13 protein-coding genes and 1 pseudogene are annotated in these 19,542 nt (G+C 72.1%); 7 read left to right on the top strand and 7 right to left on the bottom strand.

Going from position 1 to position 19,542, the window contains the following annotated elements; translation table 11 throughout:
- Positions 1-828, bottom strand: coding sequence for a rhomboid family intramembrane serine protease (locus ACZ7L6_RS28110; protein WP_471928550.1), 828 nt, complete (start codon positions 826-828; stop codon positions 1-3).
- A 92-nt stretch (positions 829-920) separates the two neighbouring features.
- Here ACZ7L6_RS28110 and ACZ7L6_RS28115 point away from each other — a divergent pair, with 92 nt between their 5' ends.
- Positions 921-1,256 carry a hypothetical protein gene (locus ACZ7L6_RS28115; protein WP_471928552.1) on the top strand — a complete coding sequence of 112 codons (336 nt, stop codon included), beginning with the start codon at positions 921-923 and terminating at the stop codon, positions 1,254-1,256.
- A 96-nt stretch (positions 1,257-1,352) separates the two neighbouring features.
- Here the strand turns inward: ACZ7L6_RS28115 and ACZ7L6_RS28120 are convergent.
- Positions 1,353-2,761: pseudogene (locus tag ACZ7L6_RS28120) on the bottom strand (FAD-dependent oxidoreductase).
- Between the two features lie 27 nt (positions 2,762-2,788).
- On the bottom strand, positions 2,789-3,802 hold the full coding sequence (locus tag ACZ7L6_RS28125; protein ID WP_471928554.1) for a DUF4349 domain-containing protein: 1,014 nt from the start codon (positions 3,800-3,802) through the stop codon (positions 2,789-2,791).
- A gap of 161 nt (positions 3,803-3,963) precedes the next feature.
- On the opposite strand from ACZ7L6_RS28125, the gene hemG reads away from it, so the two are divergent.
- Positions 3,964-5,532, top strand: a complete 1,569-nt coding sequence (gene hemG / locus ACZ7L6_RS28130) for a protoporphyrinogen oxidase (protein WP_471928556.1) — start codon at positions 3,964-3,966, stop codon at positions 5,530-5,532.
- Between the two features lie 4 nt (positions 5,533-5,536).
- Positions 5,537-6,268 carry a hydrogen peroxide-dependent heme synthase gene (gene hemQ, locus ACZ7L6_RS28135; RefSeq protein ID WP_471928558.1) on the top strand — a complete coding sequence of 244 codons (732 nt, stop codon included), beginning with the start codon at positions 5,537-5,539 and terminating at the stop codon, positions 6,266-6,268.
- A gap of 78 nt (positions 6,269-6,346) precedes the next feature.
- Here the strand turns inward: hemQ and ACZ7L6_RS28140 are convergent, their stop codons facing one another.
- The 4 genes from ACZ7L6_RS28140 to ACZ7L6_RS28155 all read right to left on the bottom strand — a co-directional run bounded on the left by ACZ7L6_RS28140 (position 6,347) and on the right by ACZ7L6_RS28155 (position 12,192).
- Positions 6,347-7,963, bottom strand: a complete 1,617-nt coding sequence (locus ACZ7L6_RS28140) for an alpha/beta hydrolase (protein WP_471928560.1) — start codon at positions 7,961-7,963, stop codon at positions 6,347-6,349.
- Positions 7,964-8,087: 124 nt separating this feature from the next.
- Positions 8,088-8,885 (bottom strand): TIGR04222 domain-containing membrane protein, encoded by a 798-nt coding sequence (locus tag ACZ7L6_RS28145; RefSeq protein ID WP_471928562.1) that lies wholly within the window; start codon positions 8,883-8,885, stop codon positions 8,088-8,090.
- A 95-nt stretch (positions 8,886-8,980) separates the two neighbouring features.
- Positions 8,981-9,769 (bottom strand): DUF4142 domain-containing protein, encoded by a 789-nt coding sequence (locus tag ACZ7L6_RS28150; protein WP_471928564.1) that lies wholly within the window; start codon positions 9,767-9,769, stop codon positions 8,981-8,983.
- Positions 9,770-10,398: 629 nt separating this feature from the next.
- Positions 10,399-12,192 carry an MbnB/TglH/ChrH family RiPP precursor modification enzyme gene (locus ACZ7L6_RS28155; RefSeq protein WP_471928566.1) on the bottom strand — a complete coding sequence of 598 codons (1,794 nt, stop codon included), beginning with the start codon at positions 12,190-12,192 and terminating at the stop codon, positions 10,399-10,401.
- Positions 12,193-12,815: 623 nt separating this feature from the next.
- On the opposite strand from ACZ7L6_RS28155, the gene ACZ7L6_RS28160 reads away from it, so the two are divergent.
- The 4 genes from ACZ7L6_RS28160 to ACZ7L6_RS28175 all read left to right on the top strand — a co-directional run bounded on the left by ACZ7L6_RS28160 (position 12,816) and on the right by ACZ7L6_RS28175 (position 19,282).
- Positions 12,816-15,656, top strand: a complete 2,841-nt coding sequence (locus ACZ7L6_RS28160) for a helix-turn-helix transcriptional regulator (protein WP_471928568.1) — start codon at positions 12,816-12,818, stop codon at positions 15,654-15,656.
- A 408-nt stretch (positions 15,657-16,064) separates the two neighbouring features.
- The gene (locus ACZ7L6_RS28165; RefSeq protein WP_471928570.1) at positions 16,065-16,718 is read left to right on the top strand and encodes a response regulator transcription factor; all 654 of its coding nucleotides are present in this window, start codon (positions 16,065-16,067) and stop codon (positions 16,716-16,718) included.
- Positions 16,719-16,724: 6 nt separating this feature from the next.
- A complete protein-coding gene (locus ACZ7L6_RS28170; RefSeq protein ID WP_471928572.1) occupies positions 16,725-18,002 on the top strand; it encodes a sensor histidine kinase in 1,278 nt (425 codons plus the stop codon).
- 338 nt (positions 18,003-18,340) lie between these two features.
- Positions 18,341-19,282 (top strand): ParB/RepB/Spo0J family partition protein, encoded by a 942-nt coding sequence (locus ACZ7L6_RS28175; protein WP_471928574.1) that lies wholly within the window; start codon positions 18,341-18,343, stop codon positions 19,280-19,282.
- Positions 19,283-19,542 lie beyond the last annotated feature (260 nt).

Below are 19,542 nucleotides of genomic sequence, written 5' to 3' on the forward strand. Positions count from 1 at the left end.
TCACCACGTGTGCCGGGGCCGGGCGCGCCTGCCGAACAGCAGGCCGCGTGGCTCCGGCGGTGGAGGTGTGCCCGGCTTCAGCGGCCAGGCGAGCGCCATGCCGGCCAGGAAGCCGACGACGTGCGCCGCGTATGCCACGGTGCCCGCGTCGGAGACGCCCTCCCCGGACGAGTACACCGCCTGCAGCCCGAACCAGAAGCCGAGGACCAGCCAGGCCGGGAGCCGTAGCGGCAGGAAGATCAGGAAAGGCACGAGGACCCAGACGCGTGCCCTCGGGTACAGCACCAGATAGGCGCCCAGTACCCCCGCGATCGCCCCGGACGCGCCGATCAGCGGGTCGGCCGAGTCGTCGTTGAGAAGCGCGAAGCCGTACGACGCCGCGTATCCGCAGGCGACGTAGAACAGCGCGTACCGCATGTGGCCCATGCGGTCCTCGATGTTGTTGCCGAAGATCAGCAGGAACAGCATGTTGCCGAGCAGGTGCAGCCAGCTGCCGTGCAGGAACATCGCGGTGAAGACGGACAGCACCGGGGATTTGTCGTAGCCCGGCGGGCCGATCACACAGCCGGGGCGGCCCTGCGGGCTGAGCGCGACCTCGCCCGTCGGGACCACTCTCGGCAGCTGGTCGTGGATCAACTCCCGTGGCACGGCCGCGTAGTGGTCCAGGAACGCGTGCAGATGGCACAGCTGGGCCAGGCTGCTCTCACCGGCCACGGAGCCGGCTATGCCGGGCGTGGACAGGAAGACGAAGACGTTCGCGGCGATCAGCGCGTAGGTCACCCAGGGGGTGCGGCGGACCGGGTTCACGTCATGGACAGGGATGACCACGAGAGGTATCTGCCCGGGATACGTCCGGCGAATCGGTGAACGTGGCTGTCGCCGCGTGCGTATGTCTCGGAAACCGACGTGAGGAACAGGCGATGAACGACCGAGTTACTCCTCCTCCGATTCACGCGTTGCCGGACGGGGAGGCCGAGCTTTCCGTGGTGGTGCGGTTGCCGTGGGAAGACGTTGCGCGGCTGGGGCAGGAGGCGGGACGGCTTGCTTCGCAGATGCAGCGGCCGGTGACGTTGGACGAGGCCGTCAGTCATCGGTTGCGGTCCGTTCGGCCGTCTGCTGCGCATGCGAAGCCGGCGGGGGAGCAGCCGGCTGCCGCCATGCCGCCGAGTGTGAGTGCGTCTGTGTCTTCGTTGCCTTCCCGGCCGCCTGCTGAGCAGGCTCGGCAGGCGATCGAGCGGATCAACGGATCCGCCTGAATGCCGTAGGGGTGCGGGTAGTTGGCGGACCGCAGGTCCGATGTGGCTGGTCGCGCAGTTCCCCGCGCCCCTTGAGGGCGTTGCCCGCACCGTCGGTCAAAGGGCCCCGGCATTGACCGCCTTTGCTGCCTTGCGGGCAGCCACCAGCACTGGGTCCCACACGGGGGAGAACGGGGGCGCGTATCCCAGGTCCAGGGACACCATCTGCTCCACCGTCATCCCTGCCGTCAGTGCCACCGCCGCGATGTCCACCCGCTTCCCCGCGCCCTCCCTGCCCACGATCTGGACGCCCAGCAGTCGGCCCGTCGGCGTTCCGCGAGCATCTTGACCGTCATGGGGGAGGTGTTCGGGTAGTAACCCGCGCGGCTCGTGGACTCGATCATGGCCGTGACGTACCGCAGGCCCGCCCTGCGTGCGTCCTTCTCGCGCAGGCCCGTGCGGGCGATCTCCAGGTCGCAGACCTTGCTGACGGCCGTGCCGACCACGCCGGGGAACGTGGCGTAGCCGCCGCCGGCATTCGTGCCGATGACCTGGCCGTGTTTGTTGGCGTGGGTGCCGAGGGCGATGTGGCGTTCCTGGCCGGAGACCAGGTCGAGGACCTCCACGCAGTCGCCGCCCGCCCAGATGTTCTCGTGGCCGCGTACCCGCATGGCCAGGTCGGTCAGCAGGCCGCCGTGGTGGCCGACGGGGAGGCCTGCCGCCCGGGCGAGGGTCGTCTCGGGGCGGACGCCGATGCCCAGGACGACCACGTCCGCGGGGTACTCGGCATCCTCGGTGGCCACCGCGCGGACCCGGCCGTCCTCGCCGGTGAGGATCTTGGTGACCTCGGCGTTGTTCACCATGGTGATGCCGAGGCCCTCCATGGCCTGGTGCACCAGGCGGCCCATGTCCGGGTCGAGTGTGGACATGGGTTCGCTGCCGCGGTTGACGACGGTCACCTCGTAGCCGCGGTTGATGAGCGCCTCGGCCATTTCGACGCCGATGTAGCCGGCGCCCACCACGACCGCGCGGCGGCCACGCGTGCGTGCAAGCGTGTCGATGAGGGCCTGGCCGTCGTCGAGGGTCTGCACGCCGTGCACGCCGGGGGCGTCGGCGCCCGGCATGTCGGGGCGGATCGGGCGGGCACCGGTCGCGATCACGAGTTTGTCGTACGACGTCCAGGACTCCGCGCCGGAATCGACGTCACGCGCGCGTACCCGGCCGCCGGCCACGTCGATCTCCGTGATCTCCGTGCGCATGCGCAGGTCGATGTCCCGCGCGCGGTGCTCCTCGGGCGTACGCGCGATCAGCTGGTCGCGGTCGGGGACGTCGCCGCCCACCCAGTACGGGATGCCGCAGGCCGAGAAGGAGGTGAAGTGGCCGCGTTCGAACGCCACGATCTCCAGCTCCTCGGCGCTCCTCAACCGCCGTGCCTGCGACGCCGCGGACATCCCCGCGGCGTCGCCGCCGATCACGACCAGTCGCTCCCGCCCGCCCCGTACATCCCTCGCAGCGCTCATGCTCATGCGAACACGCTACGGGCGCCGGGCATTTCAGCTCCGCTCGCCACCCTGTTCGCCGCGCTGCTCGTCGCCCGCGCGTGTGGGCGACGGTGCCGGGCGGGCCGTCGGCAGCGGGCCCAGGGCCGTCGTCGCCGGCGCCGTGGCCGGGCGACGGGGCAGGCGGGGCCGCAGGACCTTCAGCCACAGCAGCACGATCAGCGCCGCCACCGCGGCGAAGGGCAGCACGGCACCGAACGCCACCGCGAGCCAGCGCAGCATCGTCACGAACGCGTTCCAGCCGCCCGCGAGCGCGTCCACGAAGCCGGGGTCGTCGTCCTTCGCCGCCTTCTTCACCGGCGTCTCGGAGAGGGACAGGGTGACGGTGGCCAGGCTCGTGCGGTCCTTCAGGGACGCCTGCTGGGCGAGCAGCGCCTCCAGGTCCGCCTGCCGGCTGCTCAGCTCGCCCTCCAGCGTCACCACGTCGCTGAGCTTGGTCGCCTGGTCCATCAGTTCACGGATCCGGGCCACGCTGGCGCGCTGCGACTTGATGCGGCTCTCCACGTCGACGACCTGGTCGGTGACGTCCTGCGCCTTGGCGCTGCGCTCGATCAGCTTGCCCGCGCCCTCCAGTTCGGTGAGGACCTCGGCGTACTTGTCGACGGGTACGCGCAGGACGACGCGGGTGTGCTCGTGGCCGTCCTCGTCCCGGGTCGTGGTCTCGTTGCCGACGTAGCCACCCGCGTTCTCGGTGGTGGTGCGGGCCTCGTCCAGGGCCTTCGGTACGTCCTTGACCTGCACGGTCAGCGAGGCGGTACGGATGATGTGGCTCGCGGTGACCTTGGGCGGCGCGGTGGCCTTGTCGGCGCCGGAGCCGTAGCCCGGGGCGCCCTCCTTCGCACCTGCCTGTGAGTCCGCCTGCGCGGCCTCTCCTCCGGCGGCCTTGCTGTCGCCCGCCCCCGAATCGCTCGAGGCGCTGCAGCCGGTGAGCGCCAGGGCCGTGGCCAGCAGGAGGCCGGCGAGGGCCTGAACGGGTCGTACCGATCGTGTGGATCGTCGTGCGCGCATGTGGGCGTACCCCCGAGGGTCGTCGTGACGACTGACGCTTCTTCGACGCCTGGAGGGGGCGGGACGTTGGCGGGGAACGGTCCCGATGCGGTCACGGTCGGGACTCGTGAAGGACACCGGGCCGGGGACGGACTGTCAGTGGGGTCTGAGAGGCTGTGGACATGCGCGAAGTTCAGACTCGTACGGGGACGGGCCGGGTCGTCGTCATCGGAGGCGGAATCGCCGGGCTCGCCGCGGCCCACCGGCTGCTGGACGCCGGCCGGCAGGTGACCGTCCTGGAGGCCTCGGACCGGGTCGGCGGCAAGCTGCTGCCCGGCGAGATCGCGGGCGTGCGCCTGGACCTCGGTGCCGAGTCGATGCTGGCGCGCCGCCCCGAGGCCGTCGCCCTCGCGCGCGAGGTGGGCCTCACCGACCGCCTCCAGCCGCCCGCCACCGCGACGGCCTCGATCTGGACCCGCGGCGCCCTGCGCCCCATGCCCAAGGGGCATGTCATGGGCGTCCCCGGCACCGCGTCCGCGCTCTCCGGCGTGCTGTCCGACGAGGGCGTGGCCCGCATCGAGCGCGACGCCGACCTGCCCCGCACGGAGGTCGGCGACGACGTGGCGGTCGGGGAGTACGTGGCGGCGCGCCTCGGACGGGAGGTCGTCGACCGGCTCGTCGAGCCCCTGCTCGGCGGCGTCTACGCGGGCGACGCGTACCGCATCTCGATGCGCTCGGCGGTCCCGCAGCTCTTCCAGGCCGCGCAGACCCATGTCTCGATCACCGAGGCCGTCCGCGAGATCCAGGCCAAGGCTGCGGCCAACCAGCAGACCGGGCCGGTGTTCATGGGCATCGAGGGCGGGATCGGCCAACTCCCGCTCGCCGTCGCGGAGTCGGTGCGCGCTCGGGGCGGCGAGATCGTGACCGGTGCGCCGGTGACCGAGCTGCGCAGGGTGCCGGGACCGAGCGGCGCCGACGGGCCGGGTGCCGTCGGCCGAGGCGGGTCGGTCGTAGGCGAGGGCCGTCCCGCGCGCGCGGGCGAAGCGGAAGGCTCCGTGGCGCAGCCGCACACGGCATGGCGCGTCGTCGCCGGCGATCGCGTGCTCCACGCGGACGCGGTGATCGTCGCTCTGCCCGCCCCGGCCGCAGCCGCCCTCCTGCGCGCCGAGGCACCCGAAGCGGCCGCCGAGCTGGACGGCATCGAGTACGCCTCCATGGCTCTGATCACCCTCGCCTTCCGGCGCGCCGACACCGACCTCCCGGCCGGCAGCGGCTTCCTCGTGCCGCCGGTCGACGGGCGCACCATCAAGGCGTCGACGTTCGCCTCCCAGAAGTGGGGCTGGATCGCCGACGAGAACCCGGACGTGATCGTCCTGCGTACATCCGTCGGGCGGTACGGCGAGACGGAGATCCTCCAGCGCGACGACGCCCACCTCGTCGACGTCTCCCGGCGCGACCTCGAGGCGGCCACCGGCCTCGACGCCACCCCCCTGGAGACCCGTGTCACCCGCTGGACCGACGGCCTGCCCCAGTATCCGGTCGGCCACCACGCGCGCGTGGCCCGGGTCCGCGAGCACGTCGCCAAGCTGCCCGGCCTCGCGGTGTGCGGCGCGCAGTACGACGGTGTGGGCATCCCGGCGTGCATCGCGAGCGCCTACGCCGCCGTGGGTCAGCTGGGCGGAGACCTGAGCGGTGTGGAGGAGCTCACCGCCAACCCGGTGCAGAGCCTGCACGGCGGAGCGGGAGAATAGGGGCATGAGTGACGACGCCTCCACCACCGAGTCCGGCAGGATCCCGAACAAGGGCAAGCTGGCCAAGGACCTCAACGAGGTCATCCGCTACACCCTCTGGTCCGTCTTCAAGCTGAAGGACGTGCTCCCCGAGGACCGCGCGGGCTACGCCGACGAGGTCCAGGAGCTCTTCGACCAGCTCGCCGCCAAGGACGTGACGATCCGCGGCACCTACGACGTGTCCGGGCTGCGCGCCGACGCCGATCTCATGATCTGGTGGCACGCCGAGACCAGCGACCAGCTGCAGGAGGCGTACAACCTCTTCCGCCGCACCAAGCTGGGCCGCGCGCTCACGCCGGTCTGGTCGAACATGGCGCTGCACCGCCCCGCCGAGTTCAACCGCTCGCACATCCCGGCGTTCCTCGCCGACGAGACGCCGCGGAACTACGTCAGCGTCTACCCCTTCGTGCGCAGCTACGACTGGTACCTCCTCCCCGACGAGGACCGCCGCCGCATGCTCGCCGACCACGGCAAGATGGCCCGCGGCTTCCCGGACGTCCGCGCCAACACGGTCGCCTCGTTCTCGCTGGGCGACTACGAGTGGCTCCTGGCGTTCGAGGCCGACGAGCTCTACCGCATCGTCGACCTCATGCGCCACCTGCGGGCTTCGGAGGCCCGGATGCACGTCCGCGAAGAGGTGCCGTTCTTCACGGGGCGTCGTAAGAGCGTTGCAGAGCTGATCGCAGGGCTGGCCTAGAAGGTCGGCGCGGTACCGCGCCCCGACAGGGGCGCGGGGCTGTGTCGCTGTGCGGCTCAGCCGCGTGGGCGCGACCGGCTATCGACGGGCCGCAGTTTCATGACGGCGCTTCTGCGAAGCGCTCGGCTTCGGCTCGGGGTGCCCTTCGCACGCCGCCCGTCGTGCGGGCAGGCGGCCCTCCATCAGATACGCGTCGATGTGGCCGTTGACGCAGGCGTTCGGGCCGTAGGCGATGCCGTGCGTGCCGGCGTCCCGCTCGGTCACCAGGACCGAGCCCGACAGCCGCCGGTGCATCTCCAGCGCCCCGTCGTACGGCGTGGCGGCGTCCCGCTCGGCGGCCAGGATCAGCAGCGGCGGCACCTCACCCGGCCCGGTCCGCACGTCCAAGGGCTCCTGCCGGGGCGCCTGCCAGTAGGCGCACGGCAGGTTCATCCACACGTTGTCCCAGGTCTCGAACGGCGCCACCTGCGCGAGCCGTGTGTTGTCCCGGTCCCAGACCGCCCAGTCCGTCGGCCAGGGCGCGTCGTTGCACTCCACGGCCGTGTAGACCGCCTTCGAGTTCTCCTCCTCGGCCGCCGCCTCCGTCGCCGGCGCGGCCAGCTCGACCAGCGGCTTCGGGTTGCCCTTCAGATAGGCCGACAGCGCCTGCGCCCGCGCGGGCCAGTAGTCGTCGTAGTACCCGGCCTGCAGGAACGCCTCCTGCAACTGCTCGGGCCCGACCTTCCCGCCCGCCGGCTTCACGGCCAGCCGGGCCCGCACCTTGTCGTAGCGGCGCAGCACCTCGTCGGCCGTGTCACCGAGACCGTAGACGGCGTGGTGCTTGGCTACCCACTCCCGGAAGTCCGCCCACCGCCCCTCGAACGCGGCCGACTGCAGGAGGTTGCTGCGGTACCAGATCTGCGCCGGGTCCGGGTTCACCGCCGAGTCGAACACCATCCGCCGCACGTGGGAGGGGAAGAGGGTCGCGTACAGCGCGCCGAAGTAGGTGCCGTACGACGCACCCATGAACGTCAGCTTCCGCTCGCCCAGCGCGGCGCGCAGGACGTCCAGGTCACGGGCGTTGTTGAGGGAGTTGTAGTGCCGCAGGGCGCTGCCGGTGCGCTCCGCACAGCCGCGTGCGTACTCCTTGGCCCGGGCGATGCGCTCCCGTTTGTACGCCTCCGAGGGGTGCGTCGGCGCGTCCGCGGGCCCCTTCTCGAGCTGCTTGGGGTCCTGGCAGGACACCGGCGCGGACGGCCGCACCCCGCGCGGGGCGTAGCCGACCAGGTCGTACGCCCCCGCCAGCCGCTTCCACGCGGGCAGGACGCCGATCAGCGGGAAGTGCAGGCCGGAGGCGCCCGGTCCGCCCGGGTTGTAGACCAGGGCGCCCTGCCGGGGCACCCGGTGCTTGCTGTTGTGCGGGTCCTTGTGCGTGGCCCGGACCCGGCTGACGGTGAGCTTGATCTGCTTGCCGTCGGGATGCGCGTAGTCGAGCGGGACGGACACCGTGCCGCACTTCACGTGGCCCGGCAGGTCCAGGTCCTTGGGGCAGCCGGCGAAGGTGATGCCGGCCGCCTTGGCGCGCGCGGCGGCCACCATCACGCCGTAGCTCTCGGCCGCGCCCGGGGCCGGGGCCCCGGTGCTGCCGGCCGGGGCGGTGGAGAGGGTGGTCAGGAGCAGCGCTCCGGCGACCGAGTAGCGGGCGGGAACTCTCATCGCGTATCCCTTCAGTGCACGGCAGCAACAAAAGGGATATTTCGTTCGTCTGTTGACGAAGGCAAGCACCGTCCCGCCGGTGTCGGCGTCAATGCCCCCGATGCGTCACCGGCCCGAGGGTCCGTCAGTCCCGCCAGGGGGACGCCTCGTGGTGCGGCCCGCGGTGCGCGAAGGCCTGGCGCAGTTCCGGCTCGCCGATCGCGCGCACGCCCCGTACGGCGACGGAGGTGAGATACGTACGGTCGTCCCCGCCCGTCGAGCGCCGCACCAGGGCGCTGAGCAGCCGCTGCCCGGCGGGGGAGGCCCACTGCGCGTACGGGTGGATCTCGACGCGGGCGATGGCGAGGCAACTCAGGGTGAGCACGAAGGGGAGCGCGAACCAGAGGGCGACCAGATGGGCCGGCATGTCCGACTGGGCGGGTGCCAGCAGGGCGACCGCCCCCAGCGCCAGGACGACCGCCGCGGCCAGCCGCACCTGCCGGAGCGCGGCCGCGACGCCGCTGCGCGCCTCGTCGGGGACGGCGAGGCCGGCGCTGACCAGCCGGTCGGCGAGGCTGCCCACGGCGTCGGCGGCGGCCGTGGCGTCCCGCACCGGCTCGATCCGGGACTGGCCCTCCGGTCCGATGGCCCCTATCACCGAGCGCTCCATCTCGTCGCGCCCCCGTGGATCGACGACCGTCGCCCAGCCGGTGTGCGCGAGCAGCAGCCGCTGTTGCCGGGCCATGGAGACGAGGGTCAGATCGGCGACCCGACGGGGGCCGCCGGACAGGAACGCCGCCTCGTACAGCGTCAGATGGTGTCCTCGGCCTGCGGTCGTGTCTTTCCTGTCCATGGCCGCGGCGTGTACGGCCGCGAAGCACAGCCGCGTGCACGCCGTCCCGGTGACGGCCCAGGCCAGCAACAGAAGAAGCACCCAGAACATGGCACCATTTTGCGGCTGAACCGCCGCCGCTCTCGCGGACTTGGTTGCTCGCCGTGGGGGTTCATCAATTGCTGGTTGCGGTTTTGGGAGGGTCGTCAGGGGTTGCCGGAATTGTCAGGCGGGGGGCTGGTGGCGGCCGGCGGCAGGGTGTACGTCGGAGTCGGCGACGGCGTCATGGGTAGCGCCGGGTCCGGGTCGGTGGTGGGGCCGGGCGGGGCGGGGGAGGGGGTGATCGGGGGAGTGCTGCCGGCGACCATGTCCCTGGCGAGGGCGTCCCAGTCGACGTACCCGGTGGCCTCCAGCACCTTGATGTGGTCCAGCACGGTGGTGTTGGCGTCGTCGGCGAGTTCGCGGACGAGGGAGTTGCGCGTACTGGCCCGTACCTGGGCGACGACGGAGAACACCTTGCCGTGGGCCAGCCGCAGGATGTTGGCGAACTGCCGGTCGTACTCGACGCCTTGGGCGGAGTCCAGGGTCGCCAGCCACTCCTGCTGCTGCTCGGTGGGCTCGTTGGGCAGCTCCAGGTTGAGCTTGGAGGCGACGTCACGCACCCGCTCGTCCAGGAACGTGTGCCCCTCGATGAGGTGCCGGCCCGCGGTGCGTACGGCGGGCGTGGTCCCCTTCTGCTGCGCCTGCTGACCGGCCGGCAGCTCCCACAGCCCGGCCAGCCGGACCTTCGTGACGAACTCGCGGTCGAGACCCGACAGCGGCCCGTACTCGGTCGAGACGGTCTCGGCGTTGAGCACGTCCAGACCCGTCCCGGACCGGTCGGCGTACGACCAGATCGGGAAGATCATCGCCAGCAGCGTCGCCGTCAGGCCCGTGATGATGAGCCCGGTGCCGCTGAAGATGCCTCGGCCGTTGATCGGGGGTCGCGGTCGCATGGTGCCTCCTGTTGCGGCACCGCACGTTAGTGCGCTTCGAGGGTTGGGTTGGCATATTACTTCGGGGTACGGCGGGGTCTACGCCAACTTCCGTATCGGGGCGAATGGTTGCAACGAGGGTTGTTACGGGCGTATGGGGGAGTGGGGGTGGGGGACGTACCGGGGCAAAGAGGGGCGAAGCGGGGGACGGTGATCGTGTTGCGCGGGTGGAGTGTTAACCCCGGCACACTCGGTGGGGGAGGCGGCGCCTAGGAAGGGGACGGGGGTTGGCGTATGCGGTGTCCGTCGGGTGGTGGGGGCGGACCTGATCGTTGAGCGGTCCGGCCACCGCCGCGACTCCGCCATGCCGCACCATTCAGGCGCCGCCTGCTCGCACCCCTCCGCCCCCGGTCGTTTCGCAAGCGAATGGGAAGGCCCACTCGACCGATGCATGTACGAGTTCGCGGCGACCGGTGATCGGGCGCGTCTGCCGTACGAGGGCGGGGGCGCGGAGGGCGTACGAGCCACCTGTACCGCCGGGGGCGACAGTGCAGGGGGCTGCCGCCGACGAGGGAGCGGTCGCCCCGCCTCGCAGCCACTCATCACCGCGGCCGACTCACCACCGCGCCTGCTTCACCGCTGCGGCCCGGTCAGCGCCGCAGCAACACCCGGCGCGTGGCCCGGGCCAGCCGCACCCCGGGCCGCCGCGACCGGGGTCGCGGTCCCGAGCGCTCCAGCCACCACTCCCGCAACTCCGCGCGCACCCGCGCGTCTTCGAGCCGGCCCTCGGCCAGCAGATACCCGGCGAAGTCCAGCGCGTCGCGCCGATAGCCGTCGGTCATCGGGTGCCCGTGCGTGTACGCGAGGAAGGCCCGCCGATACCCCTCCCCGAGGATCACCGGCAACTCGGGCGCGACCTTCGCCACGACATCCGCCCGCTTCCCGGCGAGCGCCCGCGCCTGCACCCCGAGCCGCACCCGGTCGAACCCCTCCGGCACGGGCGTCCCGGCGACGAGCGCGGACAGCAGAGCGGCCTGCGCGAGAGCGAGCCGCTGACGAGCGTGCTCGGTACCGGCCACCACGGCTGGCGTGGCCTGCACGGGCGCCGGCCCCTGCTCGCCCGCGGGGTCCGGCTCGCGCGCGGCGTCCTGTGTCACCCGTGGCTCGCGTGCCGCCTCACGGTCGGGCGCGGACTCCTGTTGTTGCGGCGCGTCCTGTTCGCGGGCGGGCTCCTGCCCGCCTGCGGCCTCCCGCTCGCGCGCGGCGTCCTTGTGCGCGGGCTCCTGAGGGTTGTAAGTCATGGCCGCCGCTTCACGGGACCTGCCTGCCGAGGGCGCTTCGTCCGAGCGTGAGCTGTCCTGGCGCGGCTCTCCCGGACGCGCCTCGCTGGATGGCCTGTCCTCGGACGACCCCTCCGAAGGCGCCCCGTCAGGGAATGCCCGCCCTGCGCCCGGCCCGTCCGGCAATGCCTCCTCCGAACGCACCCGGGCCCCGTCGGGCAACGCCATCGCTGACCCTGCCCCGTCGGGCCACGCCCGCCTCGCCCGCTGCCTCTCCGCGTGCGCCCCCTCCCGCCGCCCCTCATCCTCCCGCATCCCTGGCGAAGCCCCCCGCTCCGCACCCCCCTTCTCCAACGCTCCCCGAATCGCCCCCAACTCCCGCTCCAGCTCCCCCGGTTCCGGGAAGTTCTCGTCCCTCTCCAGGAGCACGCCCGGTGGGGACACGCGGGATGTGAGGTCGGTCAGGATGTCGAGGACCGGCTGGGGGACCGGGTGGGCGTGGCTGTCGTGCCAGACGCCGTCGCGTTCGAAGCCGCCCGCGACGTGGACGTACGCGATGGCCTCCAGGGGCAGTTCGGTGAGCGCCTTGGCGGGGTCCTCGCCGCGGTTGACGTGGTTGGTGTGGAGGTTGGCGACGTCGATGAGGAGGCGGACCCCGGTGCGGTCGGCCAGCTCGTACAGGAACTGGCCCTCCGTCATCTCTTCGCCCGGCCAGGAGATGAGCGCGGCGATGTTCTCCACGGCGAGCGGCACGGGCAGCGCGTCCTGGGCGATACGGACGTTCTCGCACAGCACGTCGAGGGCGTCCCGGGTGCGGGGGACCGGCAGGAGGTGCCCCGCCTCCAGGCGCGGGGACGCCGTCAGCGGCCCGCCCGCCCGTACGAACGCGATGTGCTCGGTGACCAGCGGCGCCCCCAGCGCCTCCACCCGCTCGGCGAGTGCGGCCAGCCTGCCGGCGTCGGGCCGGTCCGCGCCGCCCAGGCCGAGCGAGACGCCGTGCGGAATCACGGTCACGCCGCGCCGGCGCAGCCGTACCAGCGACTTGGGAAGGTGCCCGGGACAGACGTTCTCGGCGACGGTCTCGACCCAGTCGATGCCCGGCATGCGCTCCACGGCCTCCGCGATCTCCGGACGCCACCCGATCCCCGTGCCCAGTCGCTGCATCGTCCCCTCCTCGGCCTCTTCGCCTCTTCCGTATCCGCTGTCCCGTCTCCTTCGACGTGTCGGACGTTCGGACGTGACGGGGGTATGGCCCCGGGGGCTCGGCCCGAACCCCCGGGCGGGCACCTTCAGAGCAACATTTGAGGTTGCGCCCGGCGCCGCCTCCGCGCCGCCGACGGCCACTGCACCGTCGTACGCGCGGGGCGCCGCGGATGTTCAAGCGATGCTGACCGAAAGCCGACAGAAAGCGTTCCTTCCGGAGGTCTGTACCAGCCTCGGCAGTGCGCCCGAGCCTGCGGATCGATCGTCCGCGGACGCGTGGGCCGGCGAGCGTGCCAGGTCAGGTGCATTCCGGCCGCCGGCCGACCGAATGGTCAGTTGATTTTCGCCATCTGAAAACCGTGCAAGAGGCGCCATTCAATTCGGAATTGAGTGGTCCGTTTGCGGGCTGAATGGCGTGAATTCAGTGTCGTCCCGAACTCTCCGCGGCGAATCGGGCTGGTAGTTGATTTTTCCCTATGGGAGAATCTTCACAGGGATGGGCGGTCCCGTCCGAAAGGCTGCGTCTGATCGGCCGCCCGTACCGCGCGAGAATCGGCCGTCGGGACTGGGGGATAAGTCGGCTCATGAACTTGGTGGAGCGGGACAAGGAACTGTCGGTCATGGAGGGCATGTTCGACGCCGCGATGGCCGGACAGGGCGGCGTGCTGTTGGTGAGCGGCGCGGTCGCGAGCGGGAAGAGCGCGCTGCTGCGTGCCTTCGGGGAGCGGGCGACTGCCGCCGGAGCACTGTTACTGCAGGCCACGGCGTCGGACGCGGAGCGCGACATGCCCCTTGGGGTGATGGGGCAACTGCTGCTCGCAGTCGGGTCGCCCGAGGAGGACATGGCCGGTGCGTCGCGGTCGCCGGGTGAAGCGGCGATGGCCGGACCGGGACGGCGGACGCGGGTGTCGCTTCCCGCCGCGGTGGTCACCGAGCAGTGCGGGATTGTCCTTGAAAAGGCAAGGCAAAGGCCCGTGATGGTCGTCGTGGACGATGTTCATCACATAGATCAGGATTCGCTTGAATGCCTTCTCTATCTGGCGCGAAGGCTGAACGGAAACCGCATTCTGATGGTGCTCGCGGAAAGCTTCACCGAGTTATCCGACAACACCCGCTTCCAGGTGGATTTCCTACGCCTTCCGGGCTGCCGGAATATCCGGCTCGGCCCGCTGACCCGACGTGGCGTCGGCGACATGGTCGGCGCCTACGGCGGGGAACGGTGGCGGACGCGCCCGCTCGTCACGCACCTGCACCGGACCGGCGGCGGCAACCCCCTGCTGACGAAAGCGCTCCTGGAGGACACGGCCGCGTCGCTCGCCGACGGCGACGACGGCGGACACGACGCCTGTGTGCCGGGCGAGGCCTTCGAGCGGGCCGTCACCGCGTGCCTGTACCGCGTCGACCCCGCGCTGCGGCACATCGCCTGGGCGCTCGCCGTCCTCGGTCCGCAGGCCTCGCCCGCGGAACTGGCCGAAGTCCTGGGTGCCGGCCGCGAGTCGGTGCACCGCGGCCTGACCGCCCTCGGCGCGATGGGGCTGCTCGGCCCCGGCTCCGGCTGGTTCCGGCACGAGGCGGGCCGGGTCGCCGTGCTGCACAGCATGGAGCCCGCGCACCGGGGCCGCCTGGAGGCCCGCGTCGCCACGGTGCTGCACGAGCACGGCAGGGCCGCGACCGTGGTCGCACGGCATCTGATGCTCGCGCAGCGCATCGACGACGCGTGGGCGCTGCCGACCCTGATCGAGGCGGCGGACCGGGCCCTGACCGACGACGACGTCGCCCTGGCGCTGTCCTGCCTGCGCGCCGCCCGCGACCTCTGCACGGACGAGGAGCGGTCCCTGGACGTCAGGGCCGCGCTGACCCGGGCCGCCTGGCGCGTCAACCCGGCCATCGGCGCCCGCTACCTGCCCGAGCTCACGGCCGCCGCCCTCGCGGGCCGCCTCGGGCCCCGGCAGTCCGCCGAACTGGCCGAGCACCTGCTGTGGTTCGGCCAGGTCGACCAGGCACTCGCTGTACTGCACACCGCCGGACGCGGCGACGCGGCCGCGGGCCTGCGCCACCGGCTCGACGACATCCGGCTGTGGATGGACCGCACCTACCCGGGACTGCCCCGCGCCGACCGGCCCGACGCGACCGGTGACGTGCCGCGGGCGCCCTCGGCCGGGCGCAGCGTCCATGACCGGGTGGCGACCCTGGCCCGGGCGGCCCACGACCCAAGCAGGGACGACGTCGTGGTGCGGGCGGAACAGATCCTCCAGGGCACCCGCCTCGACGACCACACGGTCCCCATGCTCGTCGCCACCCTGGACTCCCTCGTCCTCGCCGACCACCTCGACGAGGCGGCGTACTGGTGCGAGACGCTGTTCAAGGAGGCCACCGAGCGCGGCGCCCCCATGTGGCAGGCACGGTTCGCCGCCGTGAAGGCCCGTATGGAGGTGCGGCTGGGCGGGCTGAGCGCCGCCGAGGAGTCCGTACGGACGGCGAACACGCTCGTACCCGCCGAGGGCTGGGGCGTGGCCCTCGCGTCGCTCGTCGCCGTCGCCGTGTACGTGAAGACGGCCAAGGGCCGGCTCGGCGAGGCGGCCGACCACCTCGGCGTGCCCGTGACCGAGGCGGCGTTCCAGACCCCCGACGGGCTGCTCTATCTGTGGGCGCGCGGCTGCTACTACCTCGCGGCCGGACGCCCCTACGCGGCGCTCGACGACTTCCGCGCCTGCGGCGACACCATGACCGGCTGGGGCCTCGACCTGCCCGCCCTGGTCCCCTGGCGCACCGACGCCGCCCTTGCCCACCTGGCGCTCGGCGACCGCCGCCGTGCCCGCGCCCTGGCCGAGGAACAGCTCGCGCTGGTCGGACCGGGAGCCGCGTGGACGCGCGGGGTGTCGCTGCGGGTCCTCGCCCGGACCCTCGCCCCCGCGCGCCGGCTGCCGCTGCTGGGGGAGGCCGTGGAGATCCTGCGGGAAACCGGGCACCGGCTCGAACTCGCCCGTGCCACCGACGAGTTGGCCCGAGCCCACCGCGAGCTGGGCGACCCCGGGCAGGCCCGCGCCCTGGCCCGCAGAGCGCGCCAGCTGGCCGGCGAATGCGGTGTGCCGGCCATGTCCGCGCCGCCCGAGGCGCCGCCGTCCGATCCCGGCACGCCCTCCGACCGGGACGCCACGGGGGCGGCTCGGCCGCGGCAGCACCCTGGCGAGCTCAGCGACGCGGAGCTGCGGGTCGCGACGCTCGCCGCCCGCGGACTGACCAACCGGGAGATCGCCGACAAGCTGTTCATCACGGTGAGCACGGTCGAACAGCATCTGACACGCGCGTACCGAAAACTGGACGTCCAGCGCCGCACGGACCTGATGGCCAAGATCACCACCGCCGCGGCGGGCTCCGGTCAGCGCGCGAAGCGCCGTCACCGCGCGGCCCGTCACCCGGCGTGACAGGTCCCGGAACACCCGGCGCGACCGGTTCGAGAACACCGGGCGCGACAGGTCCGGGAAGAGGAGTCCGTCGGTCATCTGCGAGGTCACAACTCCCTGCCGGGCGAGCCTTACGGTCGGTTCCGCTCCGGTTGTTCTACGGGGCGGACGGTCACAGCGCGGTCCGAAAGCGCGCGCGGGTCACAGGAGTCGGTGGGTCACAGGAGTCCGGGCGGGGACGGATGTGCCCTGATCCGGGCCTGTGGACGCGGAGTTCGCGTCGGTACCCTGCGAACCGGGAACCGGGAACCGGGAACCGCGGAGAACCGAGGGGAGCGGACTGTGACCGGTGCGTGACGGGGGATCGGGCAGTGTCGTGCGGCGTGATCAGGCGGGCCGCCCGGCCCGGCCCGACGCCAGGAGGGGTCGATGAGGGTGCTGGTGGTCGAGGACCACGTCGAACTCGCGCAGTCGGTCGCGCGGGTGCTGCGCCGTGAGGGCATGGCGGTGGACGTGGTGTACGACGGCGCGGACGCGCTGGAGCGCACGGCGGTCGTCGAGTACGACGTCGTCGTCCTGGACCGGGATCTGCCCGGCGTGCACGGAGACGAGGTGTGCAGCCGGCTGGCCGACGAGCCCGTCCACGCCAGGGTGCTGATGCTGACCGCGTCCAGCACCATCGCCGACCGGGTCGAGGGCCTCAGCCTCGGCGCGGACGACTACCTGCCCAAGCCCTTCGCGTACGCCGAACTGGTCGCCCGTATCCGTGCGTTGGGCCGTCGCTCGCAACCGGCCGTGCCGCCGGTGCTGGTCCACGGCGATCTGCGCCTCGACCCGGCGCGACGGATCGCGACGCGTGCCACGCGCCGGCTCGCGCTCACCCCGAAGGAACTCGCGGTCCTGGAGTACCTGCTCGCCGCCCAGGGGCGGGTGGTGTCGGCGGAGGAGTTGCTGGAACGGGTGTGGGACGAGGCGGCCGACCCCTTCACCACCACCGTCAAGGCGACCATCAACCGGCTGCGTCCCAAGCTCGGCGACCCGCCGCTGATCGAGACCGTCCCCCGGGGCGGCTACCGGATTTGAGGCACGATGCGACTGCCGAAGCCCACGGCGGCGCCGCTCGCCGGCGCCGCCCGTCTGCTCGCCGCGACCGTACGCCGCCTGACGCCCCGTAGGGTCCGGATGCGTCTGACGCTGCTGTACGGCGTGCTGTTCGTCGCCTCCGGTGCGGTGCTGCTCGCGATCACCTACCTGCTCGTCATGCATGCCTCGTCGAACGTCATCGTCGGCAGGGAGGGTGGCGAAGTGTCCCGCCTGACCCGCGACCCCGGCTCCGGCCCCTCCCTCGGCCTGACCGACGGCACCCCGATCGGCCCGGGCACCGGCATGGGGAACCTGCGGGAACACGCCTACCGCCAGCACCAGCAGGGCCTGGAGAACCTGCTGACGCAGGGCGGCATCGCCCTCGCCATCATGGCGGTGATCTCGATCGTGCTCGGCTGGCTGGTCGCCGGGCGGGTCCTGCGGCCGCTGCGCACGATGACCGGCTCCATCCGCCGTATCTCCGCACGCAACGTGCACGAGCGCCTCGCCGTCGCCGGGCCCGCCGACGAGCTGAAGGACCTCGCCGACACCGTCGACGGACTCCTCGGCCGCCTGGAGGTCGCCCTCGACTCCCACCGGCGCTTCGTCGCCAACGCCGCGCACGAACTGCGCACGCCGCTCACCCTGGAGCACGCGCTGGTGGAGGAGTCGCTCATGGACCGCGACGCCACCGTGGAGTCGTACCGCTCGAACATGGAGCGGCTGCTGGCGATCAGTCAGCAGCAGGCGCGTCTGCTCGAGTCGCTGCTCACCCTGTCCAGCAGTGAGCGCGGCCTGGACCGTCGTGACGCGGTCGACCTCGCCGACGCCGCCGAGCAGGCGGTCGCCATCCCGCGCCCGCAGGCCGGCCGGCGCGACCTCCACCTGGAGATCAGGACGGCGCCCGCCCCCGTCGCGGGCGACGCCGCGCTCGTGGAGCGCCTGGTGGCCAACCTCGTCGACAACGCCGTGGACTACAACGTGTCCGGCGGACGCGTGGAGATCACCACGGCCACGCGGGGCCGGTATGCGGTCGTGACCGTCTCCAACACGGGACCCGAGGTCCCGCCGGACCAGGTGGAGCGGCTCTTCGAGCCCTTCCAGCGGCTCGGCCGCACCGCCGACGAGCGCCACCACGGGCTGGGCCTGTCCATCGTGCGCACCATCGCCACCGCCCACGACGCCCGGCTCACCGCCCGCGCCCGGCCGGGTGGCGGACTGGTCGTCGAGGTCGCGTTCCCACTGCGCAAGGACGCCGTGGTCCCCGCCCTCACCCGGGTGTGACGACGACCGGACGGGAATGACCCCATAGGGGTCACCCGCCCCATAGGGGTCACCCGGCAGGAATGACCCCGTAGGGGTGCCTAGGGGTGTCCAAGCCCGGAAAGTCGTTGTTAAGGTCATCGTGTTCGGCCATCGGGAGACGTTCCAAGACGCTTTCGGCCGGATAACGCAGACCGGGGAAGTGGCAATGGGCACCAGCAGGTTTTAAGGACTCGGCGAAACGTTCCACTGCGGAACGGTGTGAGCCCACGCGCGTCTGCGCATGCGCGTGCGGCGGGACCGAGTCACTAGGGGGAATTGAGTTGGCGACACCTGGGCACCCGCGCCTCGATCGACTCATGGTCGTCGAAGTCGAGATCAGCTCCCTTTCGACGGCCGATTCGCCGAGGCTCTCCGGAGCCGATCAGGAACACGTGGAAGCTCTGGCCGCGGTGCAGACACCGCTGCCACCGATCACCGTGCACCGCCCGACGATGCGGATCATCGACGGGCTGCACCGGGTACGTGCCGCGCAGCTGCGCGGCCGGCGCAAGATCGCCGCCAGGTTCTTCGACGGCGACGCGGCCGACGCCTTCGTGCTGGCCGTGGAGTCCAACATCGCCCACGGGCTGCCGCTGACGACCGCGGACCGCAAGCGCGCCGCCGACCGGATCATCGGCACGCATCCGCAGTGGTCGGACCGCATGATCGCCTCGGTCACCGGTATCGCGCCGGGGACCGTGGCCGAGATCCGCCGGCAGTCGCAGCACGGCGAGGCGGGGGGGACGAGCAGGATCGGCCAGGACGGCCGGGTCCGCCCGGTCAGCGGCGCCGAGGGCCGCAGGCTGGCCAGCGAGATCATCGCCGAGAACCCGAGCCTGTCGCTGCGTCAGGTGGCCCGGGCCGCCCGTATCTCGCCCGAGACGGTCCGTGACGTACGCAACCGCATGATGCGCGGAGAGGACCCGCAGCCGCAGGGCAGAAGGCAGCCGCACCGCGAGGAGGGCGCAAGCCGTGGGCCCCTCGGCCCCGTCGGCGTGGCCCCGCGCGCGTCGGCACAGGACCGGGCCGCGCTCGTGGAGCGGCTGAAGGCGGATCCGGCGCTGCGGTTCAGCGAGACCGGGCGCATCCTGCTGCGGCTGCTGAACCTCCACACCCTCGACACGGAGGAATGGGAGAGGATCGCCGACCGGGTCCCGCCGCACTGCGGCGCGGCCGTCGCCCACCTCGCCAAGGAATGCGCCGAGATGTGGGCGGAGTTCGCGGTGAGGGTGCAGCGGAAGGTCGCCGAGACGGCTTAGCGCGCCATCGGGTGTCCAACTGCCCGATTCGCCCGGTCGGACAGTCGGGCCGCGCGGGAGAACCCCTCGCGGCCCGGCCCCGACCCCTTTTCCGGTGAATTCACGCACCCGGGGATTTCCGAGTCCCCGGGAATTTTGGCATGCCTTCTTTCGGTGTCTCCGTGACCGGTTGGATTGCCTATCGGCGGGCCTGTTCGGGGTAAATCCAGAACGGTAGTGTCCTCGGTACGTGTGAAGCCGATGGAATTACGTGAGCCCAG

The organism is Streptomyces sp. NPDC107522, assembly GCF_055657525.1.